Annotated in this window: 12 protein-coding genes; 11 read left to right on the top strand and 1 reads right to left on the bottom strand. The window is 58.8% G+C overall.

All coding sequences use genetic code 11. The annotated features are described in order from the left end of the window. Positions 1-95 precede the first annotated feature (95 nt). Positions 96-551: an RrF2 family transcriptional regulator gene (locus tag GTP46_RS08160; RefSeq protein ID WP_161006117.1), complete on the bottom strand. Its 456-nt coding sequence runs from the start codon at positions 549-551 to the stop codon at positions 96-98. A gap of 380 nt (positions 552-931) precedes the next feature. Between GTP46_RS08160 and GTP46_RS08155 the strand changes: the two genes are divergently transcribed. From GTP46_RS08155 to GTP46_RS30295, 11 genes are all read left to right on the top strand, one after another. Next, the gene (locus GTP46_RS08155; RefSeq protein ID WP_161006116.1) at positions 932-1,426 is read left to right on the top strand and encodes a tetratricopeptide repeat protein; all 495 of its coding nucleotides are present in this window, start codon (positions 932-934) and stop codon (positions 1,424-1,426) included. Positions 1,427-1,645: 219 nt separating this feature from the next. Further along, a complete protein-coding gene (locus GTP46_RS08150; RefSeq protein WP_161006115.1) occupies positions 1,646-2,692 on the top strand; it encodes a multicopper oxidase domain-containing protein in 1,047 nt (348 codons plus the stop codon). Between the two features lie 14 nt (positions 2,693-2,706). After that, positions 2,707-3,396, top strand: coding sequence for a c-type cytochrome (locus GTP46_RS08145; protein ID WP_161006114.1), 690 nt, complete (start codon positions 2,707-2,709; stop codon positions 3,394-3,396). Further along, positions 3,396-3,767 (top strand): c-type cytochrome, encoded by a 372-nt coding sequence (locus GTP46_RS08140; RefSeq protein ID WP_161006113.1) that lies wholly within the window; start codon positions 3,396-3,398, stop codon positions 3,765-3,767. Before GTP46_RS08145 ends, GTP46_RS08140 begins: the two co-directional genes overlap by 1 nt. Positions 3,768-3,801: 34 nt before the next feature. Beyond that, positions 3,802-4,728, top strand: coding sequence for a multicopper oxidase domain-containing protein (locus GTP46_RS08135; RefSeq protein ID WP_161006112.1), 927 nt, complete (start codon positions 3,802-3,804; stop codon positions 4,726-4,728). A gap of 58 nt (positions 4,729-4,786) precedes the next feature. Further along, positions 4,787-6,151 (top strand): efflux RND transporter periplasmic adaptor subunit, encoded by a 1,365-nt coding sequence (locus GTP46_RS08130; RefSeq protein ID WP_161006111.1) that lies wholly within the window; start codon positions 4,787-4,789, stop codon positions 6,149-6,151. Then, entirely contained in the window at positions 6,148-9,249 is a 3,102-nt protein-coding gene (locus GTP46_RS08125) for an efflux RND transporter permease subunit (protein ID WP_161006110.1), read from the top strand. The genes GTP46_RS08130 and GTP46_RS08125 overlap by 4 nt, the downstream gene beginning before the upstream one ends. After that, positions 9,246-11,198, top strand: a complete 1,953-nt coding sequence (locus GTP46_RS08120; RefSeq protein ID WP_161006109.1) for a cytochrome c biogenesis protein ResB — start codon at positions 9,246-9,248, stop codon at positions 11,196-11,198. The genes GTP46_RS08125 and GTP46_RS08120 overlap by 4 nt, the downstream gene beginning before the upstream one ends. Then, on the top strand, positions 11,198-12,343 hold the full coding sequence (gene ccsB / locus GTP46_RS08115; protein WP_161006108.1) for a c-type cytochrome biogenesis protein CcsB: 1,146 nt from the start codon (positions 11,198-11,200) through the stop codon (positions 12,341-12,343). Before GTP46_RS08120 ends, ccsB begins: the two co-directional genes overlap by 1 nt. Positions 12,344-12,348: 5 nt before the next feature. Continuing rightward, positions 12,349-12,630, top strand: a complete 282-nt coding sequence (locus GTP46_RS08110; RefSeq protein ID WP_161006107.1) for a DUF2818 family protein — start codon at positions 12,349-12,351, stop codon at positions 12,628-12,630. A gap of 86 nt (positions 12,631-12,716) precedes the next feature. Beyond that, positions 12,717-13,124, top strand: coding sequence for a DUF2946 family protein (locus tag GTP46_RS30295; protein ID WP_371869591.1), 408 nt, complete (start codon positions 12,717-12,719; stop codon positions 13,122-13,124). Positions 13,125-13,223 lie beyond the last annotated feature (99 nt).

Genomic DNA, 13,223 nt, shown 5'->3' with positions numbered 1-13,223 from the left:
AACGGGGGGCACGCCCCCTCTTTTTTATCCAGCCCGGCCTTGTATCACCCGACCTGTATCAGCCAACCTGTATCAGCCGACTTGAATCAGCCGACCTAGGCAGCAGAAGTTGAACGGTGGAATTTGATAGGCGTCAGGGTCTGCTTGCCCGCTACCGGTAGCAGCATCTCCAGCGTTTGTGCATCCAGCACCGCCAGATAAGCAAAAGTCGCCGTAGCCAGCGCGTGCTTAAGACGACAGTTCGCCGCCAGCGGGCAGCTGTTATTGTGTGAATCAAAACACTCTGCCATGTAAAAGTCGGTTTCCGTCAGGCGAACCACCGCACCAATATTGATTTCGGATGGTTCAAGCTGAAGGCGTAGCCCCCCGTTGCGTCCTCGGATCGTATCAACGTAGCCAGCGACACCCAGCTGGTGCACCACTTTCATCAGGTGGTTTTTCGAAATTGCGTGGGTCTCTGCAATCTCCTGGATGGTCACCAAATGACCGCGGTTCATCCCCAGATGAACCAGTGTCCTCAAACTATAATCAGTAAATGCGGTAAGTCTCATGGTGTCGCAGCAGTTAGCGCAATAAGATGTAAGTGATCTACATCATACTCCAAATTGCCGACCGCGGTATAAACTTCGCTGCAGTTTTATTAGTAGTCCTAGTCTAGTTGGCGCAGTGCTAGCGACAGCCGTTTCTGCTGACTGAACGCTGTGATCAGCACGGAAGCAGCTGACACGCCGTACAGCCGGCGCCCCAGACAAGCAAGGCGGCCATCCATTCGGAACACCTTCTGCAGTTTGGCTCGAAGAGCAAACTGCGCCGCCTGTCAGGCCAATATGGCGCCAATTCCTATTTTTTTGCCCAGCCATTTTCAAACATTCTGAAAACCGCCACAGCTCAGCTATGATCGCGCCCGGCATAGACAAGGGCGGCAGACAGTATGAATAATCAGGGGTTCAATTATCGCAGTGCGATTAACGCAGCGAAGTGGCCTGAGGTAGTACAGCAGGCCCAGGTGGATTTGGCCACCAATCCGCTGTCAGGCACACTCTGGCGTCACCTCGCGATCGCACTGCAAGCGCAACAACTGGACTGTGTTTCTGCATGGGAGAATTGCGCGCGCTATCTTCCCGCCCAGCCCGATGTGCAGCTGGCCTTGGGCCAAATCTATCTGATGACCAGCCGATTTGACGAGGCTATGGTTTGTTATCAGCACGCGCTGCGACTGGACCCGAAATGCGCCATCGCGCATTTCGGTTGCGCAAGGGCGCTGCATGCTCGCGGCGATCTCAACGGAGCAATCGCACGCTACGGCGCAGCACTGGAACTGCGCCCCCACTTTGAGGAGGCCTTATCCGGACTGGGTGCAGCGCTTTCCCTTCAAACGCAATTGGCTCAGCGCGCCTACACGCGCGTGACCGCGCCCAAGGGGTAGCCCAGCGGGGCCGTACCGCAGGCACGGCGCTGTATCAAATTCCGCCGCGCCGGCGGCGGTGTGCACGCGATACATCTTGCTTTATGGCATAAACAAGTATACTATCTACCTCATTATGAATCTGAAAAAACCCGCACGCGGCATCTGCCGTTTTTTTCACCCATTAAAGATGTATTTAATTTAGTTGTTCAAGCTGCACTCACCATCACAGGAGTCCAAATGAAGCTGCACCTTTCCTCCCTTCGCAGATTTGCTGCGCTTGCGGCCGTGTTTGCCGCCACCGCTGCCATCTCTTCAGAAGCGCTGGCCGCGGTACGCAAGTACGACATGAACATTGAAGATACGAAGATCACCTTGGTGGAGAAGCAGCAGTACCACACCTTTGCATTCTCCGGCCAGGTGCCAGGCCCCTTGTTTTACGTCGATGAAGGCGACGAGATCGAAGTCAACGTCAACAACGTGACCGCCCTGCCGCACTCGATACACTGGCACGGCATGTTACAAAAAGGCACGTGGAAAATGGACGGCATCGCCGGTACCACCCAGCCGGCGATCCAGCCAGGCGAAAGCTTCACCTACAAATTTACCGCCGACCCCTCCGGCACTATGTGGTACCACTGCCACGTCAACGTCAATGAACACGTGGTGCTACGCGGTATGTGGGGGCCATTCATCGTGCGCCCGAAAAAGCCAACTGCGCTGGAAAAGACGGTCACCAAAGAATTTATCATGATGCTGTCCGACTGGGATTCGAAGTGGGCCGACAAGCCAGGCTTCGGTGGCCTGCCAGGCGATAAATTCGATTTCTTTACCATCAACGGCAAATCCTTCCCGGATAACCAGCCACTGCGCGTGAACAAGGGCGACGTCGTCCGTATGCGCTTCATCGGCGCCGGCGACCTGGTGCACAGCATCCACTTGCATGGCCACGTGATGACCGTCGCATTCAAGGATGGCTTCCCCCTGCCGGCCCCCTACAAGGCTGACACGCTGGCGGTTGCCCCCGGCGAGCGCTACGACGTGATCTTCACCGCAGACAACCCAGGCCGGTGGATGATCCACGACCACGTCGACTCGCATGTCATGAATGGCGACCGTCCGATGGGCGGCATCATGAGCGTCCTGGAGTACAACGAAATCAAGCCTGACGACTTCTACGAATGGAAAAGCAAGAAATTTGAACCGAACTTCTATTACGAAGAATCGCTCAAGAAAGGCCCTGGTATTTACACCAATGACGGCTTTAAGGGCCAGGCCGTCCAATAACGTAGGAGTTGAAAATGCGATTGAAAATCCTGATCGGCGCAATGATGGGGCTTGCCACCATCAGCATGGCCGCAGGGACGGAGGCCAGCGCCGCCGACCTGCTCAGCCAGCAATGCGTCGCCTGCCATGCTGTCGCCAAGCCTGACAAGGTCTCGTTAGAGCGGCTGTGGGACCGCAAGGGCCCGGACCTGTACTACGCAGGCAATAAGTTCAACAAGCCTTGGCTGGTCAGCTGGCTGCAGAACCCAAGCACCATCCGCGCCAGCGGCGTGATGTATGCCAAGGCGGTGAAAGCATCGGGTGACAAGAGTGTCGACCTGGTCGACCTGGCGCAAGTTCCGGCCCACCCCAAGTTGTCCGCCGCCGATGCCGCCACTGCAGCCGATTTACTGATGGCCTTAAAGGTCGATGGTCTGGTGACGGCCGGCGCGTTCAAAGGGGAACCAGGTGGTTCGATGGCCCCAATGTTGTTCTCCAAGCTGCGCGGTTGCACCTCGTGCCACACGGCGAAGTCGGGCGACAAGCCAACGTCAGGGCCGGAGATGTACACGGCAGGCGACCGCCTGCAGCCGGACTTCGTTCACGCCTACATCAGCAATCCGCAGAAGTTTGATGCGCACACCTGGATGCCGACATTAGGCCTGACCGACCCGGACCTGCAAAAGCTGACCGCCTACATCAGCACGCTCAAGGAGAAAAAATAATGAAGCGCTCTCTGAATTACCTGCATGTGGCCATCGCGCTGGGCATTGCCGCGTGCGCAATGGACGCAGCGCGCGCTGACGAAGCACACGCAGTCAAGCTTTACAACACTTACTGCGTGCAATGCCATGGTGTCAACCGCGACGGTAACGGCATCAACAGCGCCAACATGGCGGTCAAGCCGCGCGACCATACCGATACCAAGGCAATGGGGGACACGCCCGACGAGACGCTGTTCAAGGCCATCAAGGGCGGCGGTCTGGCTGTCAGTAAGTCGGTCTTGATGCCTAAATGGGAAGGCGTGCTGAGCGACGATGAGATCAAGGAACTGGTTGCTTACCTGCGTGTGGTCAGTAAGACCACAGCGAAATAGGACCGTGTGTAATTTTCAATAACTAGGATAGCAAATGAAAAAACTGAGCATGAGTATCGCAGTTGCCATGGCACTGCTAGGTTCCGCCGCCGCAGTCCAGGCGAAAACCGTGAAGATCAACCTGACCGCCAAAGAAGTCGAAACGCCGATCGACAACAAAGGCACCATGTACCGTTCGTGGACCTACGAAGGCATGGTGCCAGGTCCCGTTATCCACGTGGAAGAAGGCGATGTCGTCGAGTTCACGCTGACCAACGACAAGTCCAGCAAGAACTCGCACTCGGTCGATTTCCACGCCGCACGCGTTGACGTGGTCAAGGACTTCGAGCAGGTCAAACCCGGCGAGAAAGGCAGTTACACCTTCCGCGCCGACTATCCAGGCATCTTCTACTACCACTGCGGCGCTGATCCGATGATCCAGCATATCGCGCGCGGCATGTACGGCGCCATCATTGTTGATCCGAAAGACAAGGCAGCAATGCCGAAGGCTGACCGCGAGTACGTGCTGATCCAATCGGAACTGTACGCCAATCCGGACAACCAGGCCGACATGATGGCCAACAAATGGACCAACGTGATGTTCAACGGCGGCATCTTCAAGTACGACCCGGTACACGATCCGGCCGCGACCCGCATGCTGCAAGCCAAACCGGGCGAACGTGTCCGCATCTACTTCGTCAACGCCGGTGTCAACGAGTTCTCGTCGTTCCACGCCATCGCGGGTATCTGGGACAAGGTCTACCCAAGCGGCAATCCGAAGAATGCTTTGACCGGCCTGCAGAGCTACGTAGTAGGTCCTGGCGATGCTGCCAGCTTCGACATTATCTCGCCGGTGGAAGGCGCTAACGCCCTGGTCTCGCACTCGCTGCGCCAGGCGCTGAGCGGCGCGATCGCTATCTTGCAGTACACCAAAGACGCCGATCCGAAGATGGGCCGCGGCGACAACATCCTGGTGCGCTAACCAGGCACGTGGCGGGCTTCGGCCCGCCATTTGAAATCATCCAGAAAGAGTGTGAAAAATGGGCACGACACGAAGAAAACTCCTTGCCGGTTTAGGCTTGACGGTAGTAGCGGCATCAATTGCCGGCTACGGACTCGGCAGCGGCGCCTTCTACCCAAGCAAGCCGGCCGCAGTGGGCGCAGCGCTGCCCAAGATGGATACTTCGCAGGCCCAATACACATGTTCGATGCATCCGCAAGTGCTGCAAGACCATGCCGGCAACTGCCCGATATGCAATATGGCCCTGGTCCGCACCAACAGCGGCGAGACGGTAAAGCACGCGGAGATGATGCATGTGGATGGCGCCACGCAAAAGCGTATGGGGCTGCAGCTTGCCACCGCCAGCGTCACCGAAATCAATCGCTCCATCCATGCGTTTGCCAGCATTAGCGCCGATGAGAGCACCACCGTATCAGTCAATCCCAAAGTGGAGGGTTTCCTGCGGCGCCTGCATGTACAAGGCGTCGGCCAGCCCGTGCACCGTGGCCAGGTACTCTACGAAATTTACTCGCCGGAGCTGCAACAGCGCCAGCGCGAATACATCGACCTGCTGGCGCGCAAAGACGGCCTGCTCGGCGACAGTATGACCATCGTCAGCTCGAATGCGGCGATGGTGGGCAGCCTGTCGAAAGAAAAATTTCGGGCGCGCGAGCGCCTGATCGCGGCCGACATGAGTGTTGAGCTGGTCGACCAGCTGGAAAAGACCCGCCGTGTGATCGATGTCGTAGCTGTGCGTGCTGCGCACGATGGCGTGGTCACCGTGCTCGGTATGCACGAGGGCAACTACGTCAACCCCATGCAGCAAATCCTGGCTTACGCTGACTACAGCGTTGTGTGGGCCGAGGTTGCGCTCTACCCCGACCAGCTCGAATGGATACGCAATGGCGACCACATGCTCTTCCGCTCAGGCCTGGATAAGACCATGACCCAAACCGGCAAGGTCAACACGGGGACACTGCAAATTGATCCCGCCACCCGTACGGCAAAATTACGCCTGTCGCTGAGCAACCCCCATGGCGCATTTCGGCCTGGCGCCTACGCCGATGTCGATATCCAGTCCAATGCCAAACGCAGCCTGACCATTCCGCGCGACGCCGTCATTCGCACCGGCCACGGCGATTTCGTCGTGGTGGCCGAGGCTGGCGAGCACTTTCGTAGCGCACGTATCCAGCTTGGCATAGAGAGTAGCGAGATGGTCGCCGTACAGTCGGGCCTGAAACCGGGCGACCAGGTTGCCGTGAATGGCCAGTTCCTCTTGGATGGCGCCGCCTCCATGCAGGCACTGCAAGCGCGCCTGGATAGCAACGCGCCAGCCAAGACAATGACTGCCTCCCCCAAGCCCGCGGCCATGCACGACCATGCCATGATGGGAATGCAGCCATGATAGCCCGCATCATCGACTGGTCTGTGCGCAATCGCCTGATGGTGCTGGCGTTGTGCCTATTGCTGCTGATCGGCGGCATCGAATCCCTGTTCAGACTCAAGCTCGATGCCCTGCCCGACCTGTCCGATGTGCAAGTGATCGTGAAAACCGACCTGCCGGGGCGATCGCCGCAACTGGTGGAAGACCAGCTTACCTATCCGCTGGCCGCCTCCCTGTTGTCGGTGCCGGGCACCAAGGCGGTGCGCGGCTTCTCCATGTTCGGTGAATCCTATGTGTATGTGATATTCAAGGACGGTACTGACCTGTATTGGGCGCGCTCGCGAATTCTCGAAAGCCTGAGCCAGTCGAGCGCCAAGTTGCCGGCTGGCGCTGCGCCAACCTTGGGGCCGGACGCCTCCGGCGTCGGCTGGGTGTTCGAATACGCGCTGGTGGACAAATCCGGCAAGGTGCCGCCTGCGCAGTTGCGCGCGCTGCAAGACTTTTACCTCAAACTAGAACTGCAATCCGTTCCCGGTGTCGCAGAAGTTGCCACCCTGGGAGGACAGGCCCGCCAATTCCAGGTGGAGGCCGATCCGGCCCGCCTGGCGGCCCACGGTGTGAGCCTGGAGCAACTGTCCCAGGCAATTAAGGATGCTAACCAAACCGGTGGCGGGGCCCCGCTGGAGATGGCGCGCGCAGAATACCTGCTGCGCTCTAACGGCTACCTGAACAAGCTCGATGACTTCGACGATATCCCGGTTCCGACCGATGCCGGGGTGCTGCGCCTCAAGCAACTCGCCAATGTGACGACGGGCCCGCAGCAACGCCGCGGCATCGCCGACCTGAACGGTGCTGGCGACGTCACTGGCGGCATCATCGTGATGCGCCACGGCGAAAATGCACTGACCACCATCGCAGGCGTAAAAGCACGCCTGGAACAATTAAAAAAAGGGCTGCCTGCAGGTGTCGAGATCGTGACGACTTACGACCGTTCAGGCTTGATAGAACGGGTGGTGCACACCTTGCGCGACAAGCTGCTGGAGGAATCGATCGTGGTGGCGTTGATTTGCGGCGTTTTCCTGTTTCGCATACGTTCGGCCCTGGTGGCCATCGTCACCTTGCCGCTGGGGATATTAGCCGCACTCTGGCTCATGCGCATCCAAGGGGTGTCGGCCAACATCATGTCCTTGGGCGGCATTGCGATCGCCGTCGGTGCCATGGTGGACGCCGCCATCGTGATGATCGAGAATATGCATCGCCATCTGGAACGCCAGCATGCAGACGATATATGGCTGGTGGTACGTAAGGCGGCAAGCGAAGTCGGTCCTGCACTATTTTTCTCGCTGGTGATTATTACCATTTCGTTCTTGCCAGTGTTTACGCTGAGCGGCCAGGAAGTACGGCTATTTGCCCCGCTGGCCTACACCAAGACCTATGCGATGGCAGCGGCAGCCATGCTGGCGATTACCCTGACACCGGTGTTGATGGGCTACGCCATCGGCGGCAAGCTGCCATCGGAGTCGGCCAACCCGGTCAATCGCTTCCTCAAGCAGCTTTATCGCCCCGCGCTAGGCGCGGCCCTGCGCCGCCCCAAAACCACGCTGGTACTGGCACTTGCTTTGCTCGCTACTGCGCTGATCCCGTTTAGCCGCATCGGTAGCGAATTCATGCCACCACTTGATGAAGGCGACCTGCTCTACATGCCGACCACGCTGCCGGCCATCTCGGCGTCCGAAGCGGCGGATCTGCTACAGCGCACCGACGCCATTATTGCCGCCATGCCGGAAGTGGCGCGCGTGTTCGGTAAAGCGGGGAGATCCGATAGCGCGACCGACCCGGCACCGCTGTCGATGCTGGAAACCACCATCATGCTCAAGCCGAAGTCGCAGTGGCCAGCCGGATCGAGCAAAAGCAACGCGGACTTGATCGCCAAGCTGGATGCAACCGTCCGCCTAGCCGGACTGACCAATTCCTGGGGCTTCCCCATCAAGACCCGGATTGACATGCTTTCAACCGGCATACGCAGCGCCTTGGGGGTCAAAATCAGCGGCCCTGACCTGGCGACGCTAGAGACCCAGGCCAAGCAGGTCGAAGCAATGCTGCGACCGCTGCCCGGCACCCGCTCAGTGTTTGCTGAACGCATTCAGGCGGGGCGCTACATTGATGTCGAAGTGCTGCGTGAGGCCGCCGCCCGCTACGGTTTGTCGGTCGCTGACATCCAGCGTGCGCTCCAAATGGCACTGGGGGGAGAAAGCATCAGTACCGTCGTCGAAGGGCGCGAGCGCTATCCCGTCACGCTGCGCTTCCCTCGCGCGGACCGGAATGGCGTGGAAGCGCTGGAAGAGATTCGCTTGAAAGCGGCTGGCGGCGCCATCGTGCCCCTGCGTGAAGTCGCGCGTATCGGGATCGCCGACGGCCCCACTGAGCTCAAAAGCGAAAACGCACGCCCGGTAGCCTATGTATTTATCGACCTGGCCGATGCCGATGCCGGCCGCTATCTTGAGCAAGCCCAGCAGCTGCTGGATGAGCATCTGGTCTTGCCGCCCGGTTATACCCTATCCTGGCAAGGCCAGTATATGAACTTCAAGCAGGGCAAAGCGCGCCTGTGGAGTGCGATCGCGATGACCTTGCTGCTGGTCTCCACCCTGCTATTCCTGCACTTCCGCGATCTGCGCAAAGTGGCACTGGTGCTGGCCTGCCTGCCGTTCTCGGTGATCGGCGGCATCTGGCTCACCTATTTGCTCGGCTATCAACTTTCCGTCGCAGTCGTGATCGGCATGATCGCGCTCGCCGGGGTCGCGACGGAGTTTGGCATCGTCATGCTGCTCTACCTGGACCAGGCACTTTGCGAGCAGCCAGCCGACACCTATGCGGCGATCTTGTCCGGCGCCCTGCTGCGCTTGCGCCCGAAGGCAATGACGGTCGCAGTCATCCTGGGCGGCCTGCTGCCGGTGATGATCTCTGACGACGCTGGCGCTGACGTAATGAAGCGCATCGCCGCACCGTTGCTAGGCGGGATGATTACCGCGCCCCTGTTTTCGCTGATCGTCATACCGGCAGTGTACTGGCTTGCACTGCGGCCTGAATCCGACGCCACCCGGCAAGGGGAAAACGCATGAAAACCCTGTTAAACCTGCTGCGCTCGATGCGCTTCGCGATTGCCATCCTGACCGTGGTAGCGGTCGCTGCAACCACTGGGTCTATCCTCGAACAGAGCCAGCCTGCGGTGCTCTATGTCGGCCGCTACGGTGAATTCTGGGCCAGCTTCTTTACCTTGTGCGGCCTGACCGACGTCTACCACGCGTGGTGGTTCTTCGCGCTACTGGGCTTCATGGCGTCGTCCACTGCCCTATGCCTGTGGCAAAACATGCCATCGATGCTGCGCGATATGCGCAGCTATCGTGAGAACAAAAGCGTGGCAAGCCTGCGCGGCCTGCAGCATCACATAGAATTCGACCTCGATGGCGGGCTGCCTCATCAAGTGGGCCTGGCATCCTACCTGACCTCGCAGGGCTACAAATACAAGCACGCCTTGATAGCAGGCGGCTCGCTGCTGGCCGCACGCAGCGGTAGCGCCAGGCGCATGGGCTATCTCCTGGTGCACGGCGCCATGGTATTGATCTGCATTGGTGGACTCATCGATGGCAATGTCCTGCTTCGATTAAAACTGTGGACCGGCGAGATCAAGCTGGAAACACGCGATCTGCCGGCTGATCGCGTGCCCGCCGCAAGCAGACTGAACGCTAGCAATGGCTCCTACCGCGCCAGCATGAATATCCCGCAAGGAGATAGCGCGCATACCGCGCTGATTCAAATGGGCGAGGGCTACCTGCAGCAGGAATTGCCATTCGGGGTCCGTCTTAAGCAGTTCCGAATCGAGCATTATGCCAATGGCCAACCGAAGGACTTCGCCAGTGACATCGAAATCATCGATGGCGCCCATGCGGTCCCGGTAACCCTGAAGGTCAACCATCCCTTTAGCTATCGCGGCGTGACGCTGTTCCAGTCCGGATTTGCCGACGGCGGCAGCAAGGTCGGGATAGGCTTGCTGCCAACGACTGCCGGCGCAGGCCAGGGCCAGCTGATAGACGGCAAGATCGGACAGGCAGCGCCCTTGCTGCTCAAGGGCGAGCCGGTGAGCATCGAGTTCACCGAGCTGCGTGCCATCAATGTCTTCAACAAGGATGCCGCCGGTAGCAATCAGTGGAACTCGCGAGGCATGCCGGGCGATCACAGCCGCGATGTGGGGCCGTCAGTAGCGTTCCGGATACGCGACAGTGCAGGCCTGTCCGACGACTGGCTCGCCTATCAGCGTCCGGTCGACATCGATGGTGCGCAGTACCGGCTACTGGGACGGCAACAGGCGCAGGAGGCTGCGATGCGCTATCTGCGCATTCCGGTAGATGCGAACGGATCAATTGCCGCTTACCAGCAGTTCATTGCTGCACTGGCCGACGAAAAACTGCGCGCGGCAGCAGCAAAAGAAGTTGCGGCAAAAGTCGTTGACAGGGACTTGGCCGCCACTCTTGAAAATACGTCCCTAGCATTAATGGAAGGATTCCAGCGCAAAGGATATCGGGCGATTGTCGAGCAGGTTCAGGCGAACGGCGACAGCCAGCAGGAAATCAAGATCGGCCAGCTATACCTGCAGCTGCTTGAACGCACCGCCAGGCATCTGATGCCAACAGAAAATCAATTGCCGCCGCAGTTTGTGCACGACGCACTGACTGCCTATAGCGACGCGCTGGAAATGAAGTTGCCTGCGCTGTTCACGTTTGATAACTTTGAGCAGCACAATGCGACCGGCCTGCAGCTCACCCACGCGCCCGGCGCGCCGCTGGTCTATCTGGGCGCAGCACTATTGGCGCTGGGGGTAATGGCCATGTACTTCGTTCCCGAACGCCGCATGTGGCTACACATCCAGGGCGGCAATCTGTTGGTGGCTTTTAGTGCAAACCGCCATACACCTGCTTTACAGGGGGAGTTTGACCGCCATGTCGAGGCCATCGCCCAGCTGGTATGTCAGCCCCATACAAACACCAAACCATTCACGGCAGCCATGAGGTAATGACAATGCTTGCGTATTCCAACACACTATTCAACGCCGCTGACCGGCGGTACGGGGTCTTGCGGCACGGCCTGTTCATTGGCGCCCTGCTGGGCGCGACCTGCTACGCATTGCTGCGTTACTCAGCCCAATTGGACGTATTCGATAGCGCCATCCTGATTGCCAGCGCGATCGGCCTTGGCTTCATGGCCTTGGCATGGCCCGCGCTGCAGCCATTAGCGGCCAGCGCCGCAGCGCTCGCCATGTCAGCAATCGCGCTCTACCGCGGCCAGTTGCCGGCTGCCGACCATGTGTTCCTGCTGAAGTATTTCCTGACCAGCCAATCAGCCATCATGTGGATGGGCCTGAGCTACTGGGCCTCCACCACGCTGTATGCGCTGGGGTGGCTACGCCAATCGCATTATTGGATGAAGCTGGGCACCCGTTGCGCCTGGGCCGGCAGTGTGTTCGGCCTGGCCGGCTTGCTGGTTCGCTGGTATGAGTCCTACCTGATGGGACCAGACATCGGCCATATTCCGGTCTCCAATCTTTACGAAGTATTCGTGCTGTTCAGCTTCCTCACCACCATGCTATATCTGCATATCGAGCAGCACTTCGGCAGCCGCCAGTTAGGCCTGTTTGCCATGGCCCTGGTGAGCGCCGCGGTGGTCTTCATGTTCAAGTACGGCATGGGCGCACATGAAATCCAGCCACTGATTCCAGCGCTCAAGTCCTACTGGATGAAGATACACGTGCCTGCCAACTTCATCGGCTACGGTGCATTCTCTATGGCTGCAATGTTTGGTGCCGCATGGCTGTTAGCCGGGCGGCCATTCTTTGCCAGCAGGCTGCCAAGCCGCGCATGGCTCGATGAACTCTCATACAAGGCGATTGCGCTCGGCTTCGTCTTCTTTACGATCGCCACCATCCTCGGCGCACTGTGGGCGGCCGAAGCCTGGGGTGGCTATTGGTCCTGGGATCCGAAGGAAACCTGGGCGCTCATCGTCTGGCTCAATTACGCAGCTTGGCTGCACACCCGCCTGGTGAAAAACGTCCGTGGTGCACTACTCGCCTGGTGGTCCCTGGTGGGCTTTGTCATTACCCTGTTTGCTTTCCTGGGCGTGAATATGTTCCTGTCTGGTCTGCACTCTTACGGCAGCCTGTGAGGTCGATGGTGGATATCACTCAAGCAGTAGTACTGAATTTAGCGGCGGCGCTGGTATTGGCCAACCTGCCTTTTCTGCGGCTGGCCACGGTGTGCCGCTGGCACCCGGCATGGAACGACTTCATCGGCTGGATCGCCGGCTATGCTCTTTGGATGTCGGCATCGCTGATGCTGGAAGCCGCCTCGGGAAAGATGGTCGATAAAAGCTGGGAAGTCTGGGCCATCACTTCAGCCTTGTTCGCGGTGCTGTCGTTCCCTGGCATCGTCTGGCGCCACCTGCTGCAATGATAACCAGCATCAAAAATACAATGGCACGCGCATAAACAAGTATTTATTTTACTTGTATAAACCGACTGGCAATTCTATAATTCTATATGGGACAAATCTTACGAAACCGGACACTCACACTGATGATCGCGCTCTTTGCGATCATCACGAACGTGCTCAGTCCGGAAGCTTTGACCCAAGTCCAGAGCACAGCCGACTCAGCCTCCCGCATGGAAATCTGCCATGCAATGATGGCGATGCCCATGGCCTCCGATATGGATGCCATGGGTCCGGCCGATGCGGACTCAGCACCTCGCGACGGCGCCACGAAAGGCCACGCCTGCTGCAAAGTTTGCGTGTGCCACCCGGCTGCGACGGCACTGCCGACGGCATTTTACGTCCCTACCCTGCTGTTGCCATCGCATCAGACTTTACCCTCACCCGGCAAAGTCGGCCTGCCGCCCGGTAAATTCAGCACCAAATCCAGTCCCCGAGGACCGCCTTCGCTCGTTTGATTCCCGTTATCCGTCCCCAACACCATGATTGCCAGGCAGTCAGGGGAGCTTACATCTCAACGAAACGGAACTGTGGCAACCATCGCCGCTTCCGGTGCA

Source organism: Duganella flavida (assembly GCF_009857445.1).
GTDB lineage: Bacteria > Pseudomonadota > Gammaproteobacteria > Burkholderiales > Burkholderiaceae_D > Rugamonas > Rugamonas flavida.
This window is presented reverse-complemented; position numbering and strand designations above follow the sequence as displayed.

Excerpts from the sequence above, each read along its gene's own strand:
- GTP46_RS08160 (WP_161006117.1), bottom strand. The coding sequence starts at position 551 with ATGAGACTTACCGCATTTACTGATTATAGTTTGAGGACACTGGTTCAT.
- GTP46_RS08155 (WP_161006116.1), top strand. The coding sequence starts at position 932 with ATGAATAATCAGGGGTTCAATTATCGCAGTGCGATTAACGCAGCGAAG.
- GTP46_RS08150 (WP_161006115.1), top strand. The coding sequence starts at position 1,646 with ATGAAGCTGCACCTTTCCTCCCTTCGCAGATTTGCTGCGCTTGCGGCC.
- GTP46_RS08145 (WP_161006114.1), top strand. The coding sequence starts at position 2,707 with ATGCGATTGAAAATCCTGATCGGCGCAATGATGGGGCTTGCCACCATC.
- GTP46_RS08140 (WP_161006113.1), top strand. The coding sequence starts at position 3,396 with ATGAAGCGCTCTCTGAATTACCTGCATGTGGCCATCGCGCTGGGCATT.
- GTP46_RS08135 (WP_161006112.1), top strand. The coding sequence starts at position 3,802 with ATGAAAAAACTGAGCATGAGTATCGCAGTTGCCATGGCACTGCTAGGT.
- GTP46_RS08130 (WP_161006111.1), top strand. The coding sequence starts at position 4,787 with ATGGGCACGACACGAAGAAAACTCCTTGCCGGTTTAGGCTTGACGGTA.
- GTP46_RS08125 (WP_161006110.1), top strand. The coding sequence starts at position 6,148 with ATGATAGCCCGCATCATCGACTGGTCTGTGCGCAATCGCCTGATGGTG.
- GTP46_RS08120 (WP_161006109.1), top strand. The coding sequence starts at position 9,246 with ATGAAAACCCTGTTAAACCTGCTGCGCTCGATGCGCTTCGCGATTGCC.
- ccsB (WP_161006108.1), top strand. The coding sequence starts at position 11,198 with ATGACAATGCTTGCGTATTCCAACACACTATTCAACGCCGCTGACCGG.
- GTP46_RS08110 (WP_161006107.1), top strand. The coding sequence starts at position 12,349 with ATGGTGGATATCACTCAAGCAGTAGTACTGAATTTAGCGGCGGCGCTG.
- GTP46_RS30295 (WP_371869591.1), top strand. The coding sequence starts at position 12,717 with ATGGGACAAATCTTACGAAACCGGACACTCACACTGATGATCGCGCTC.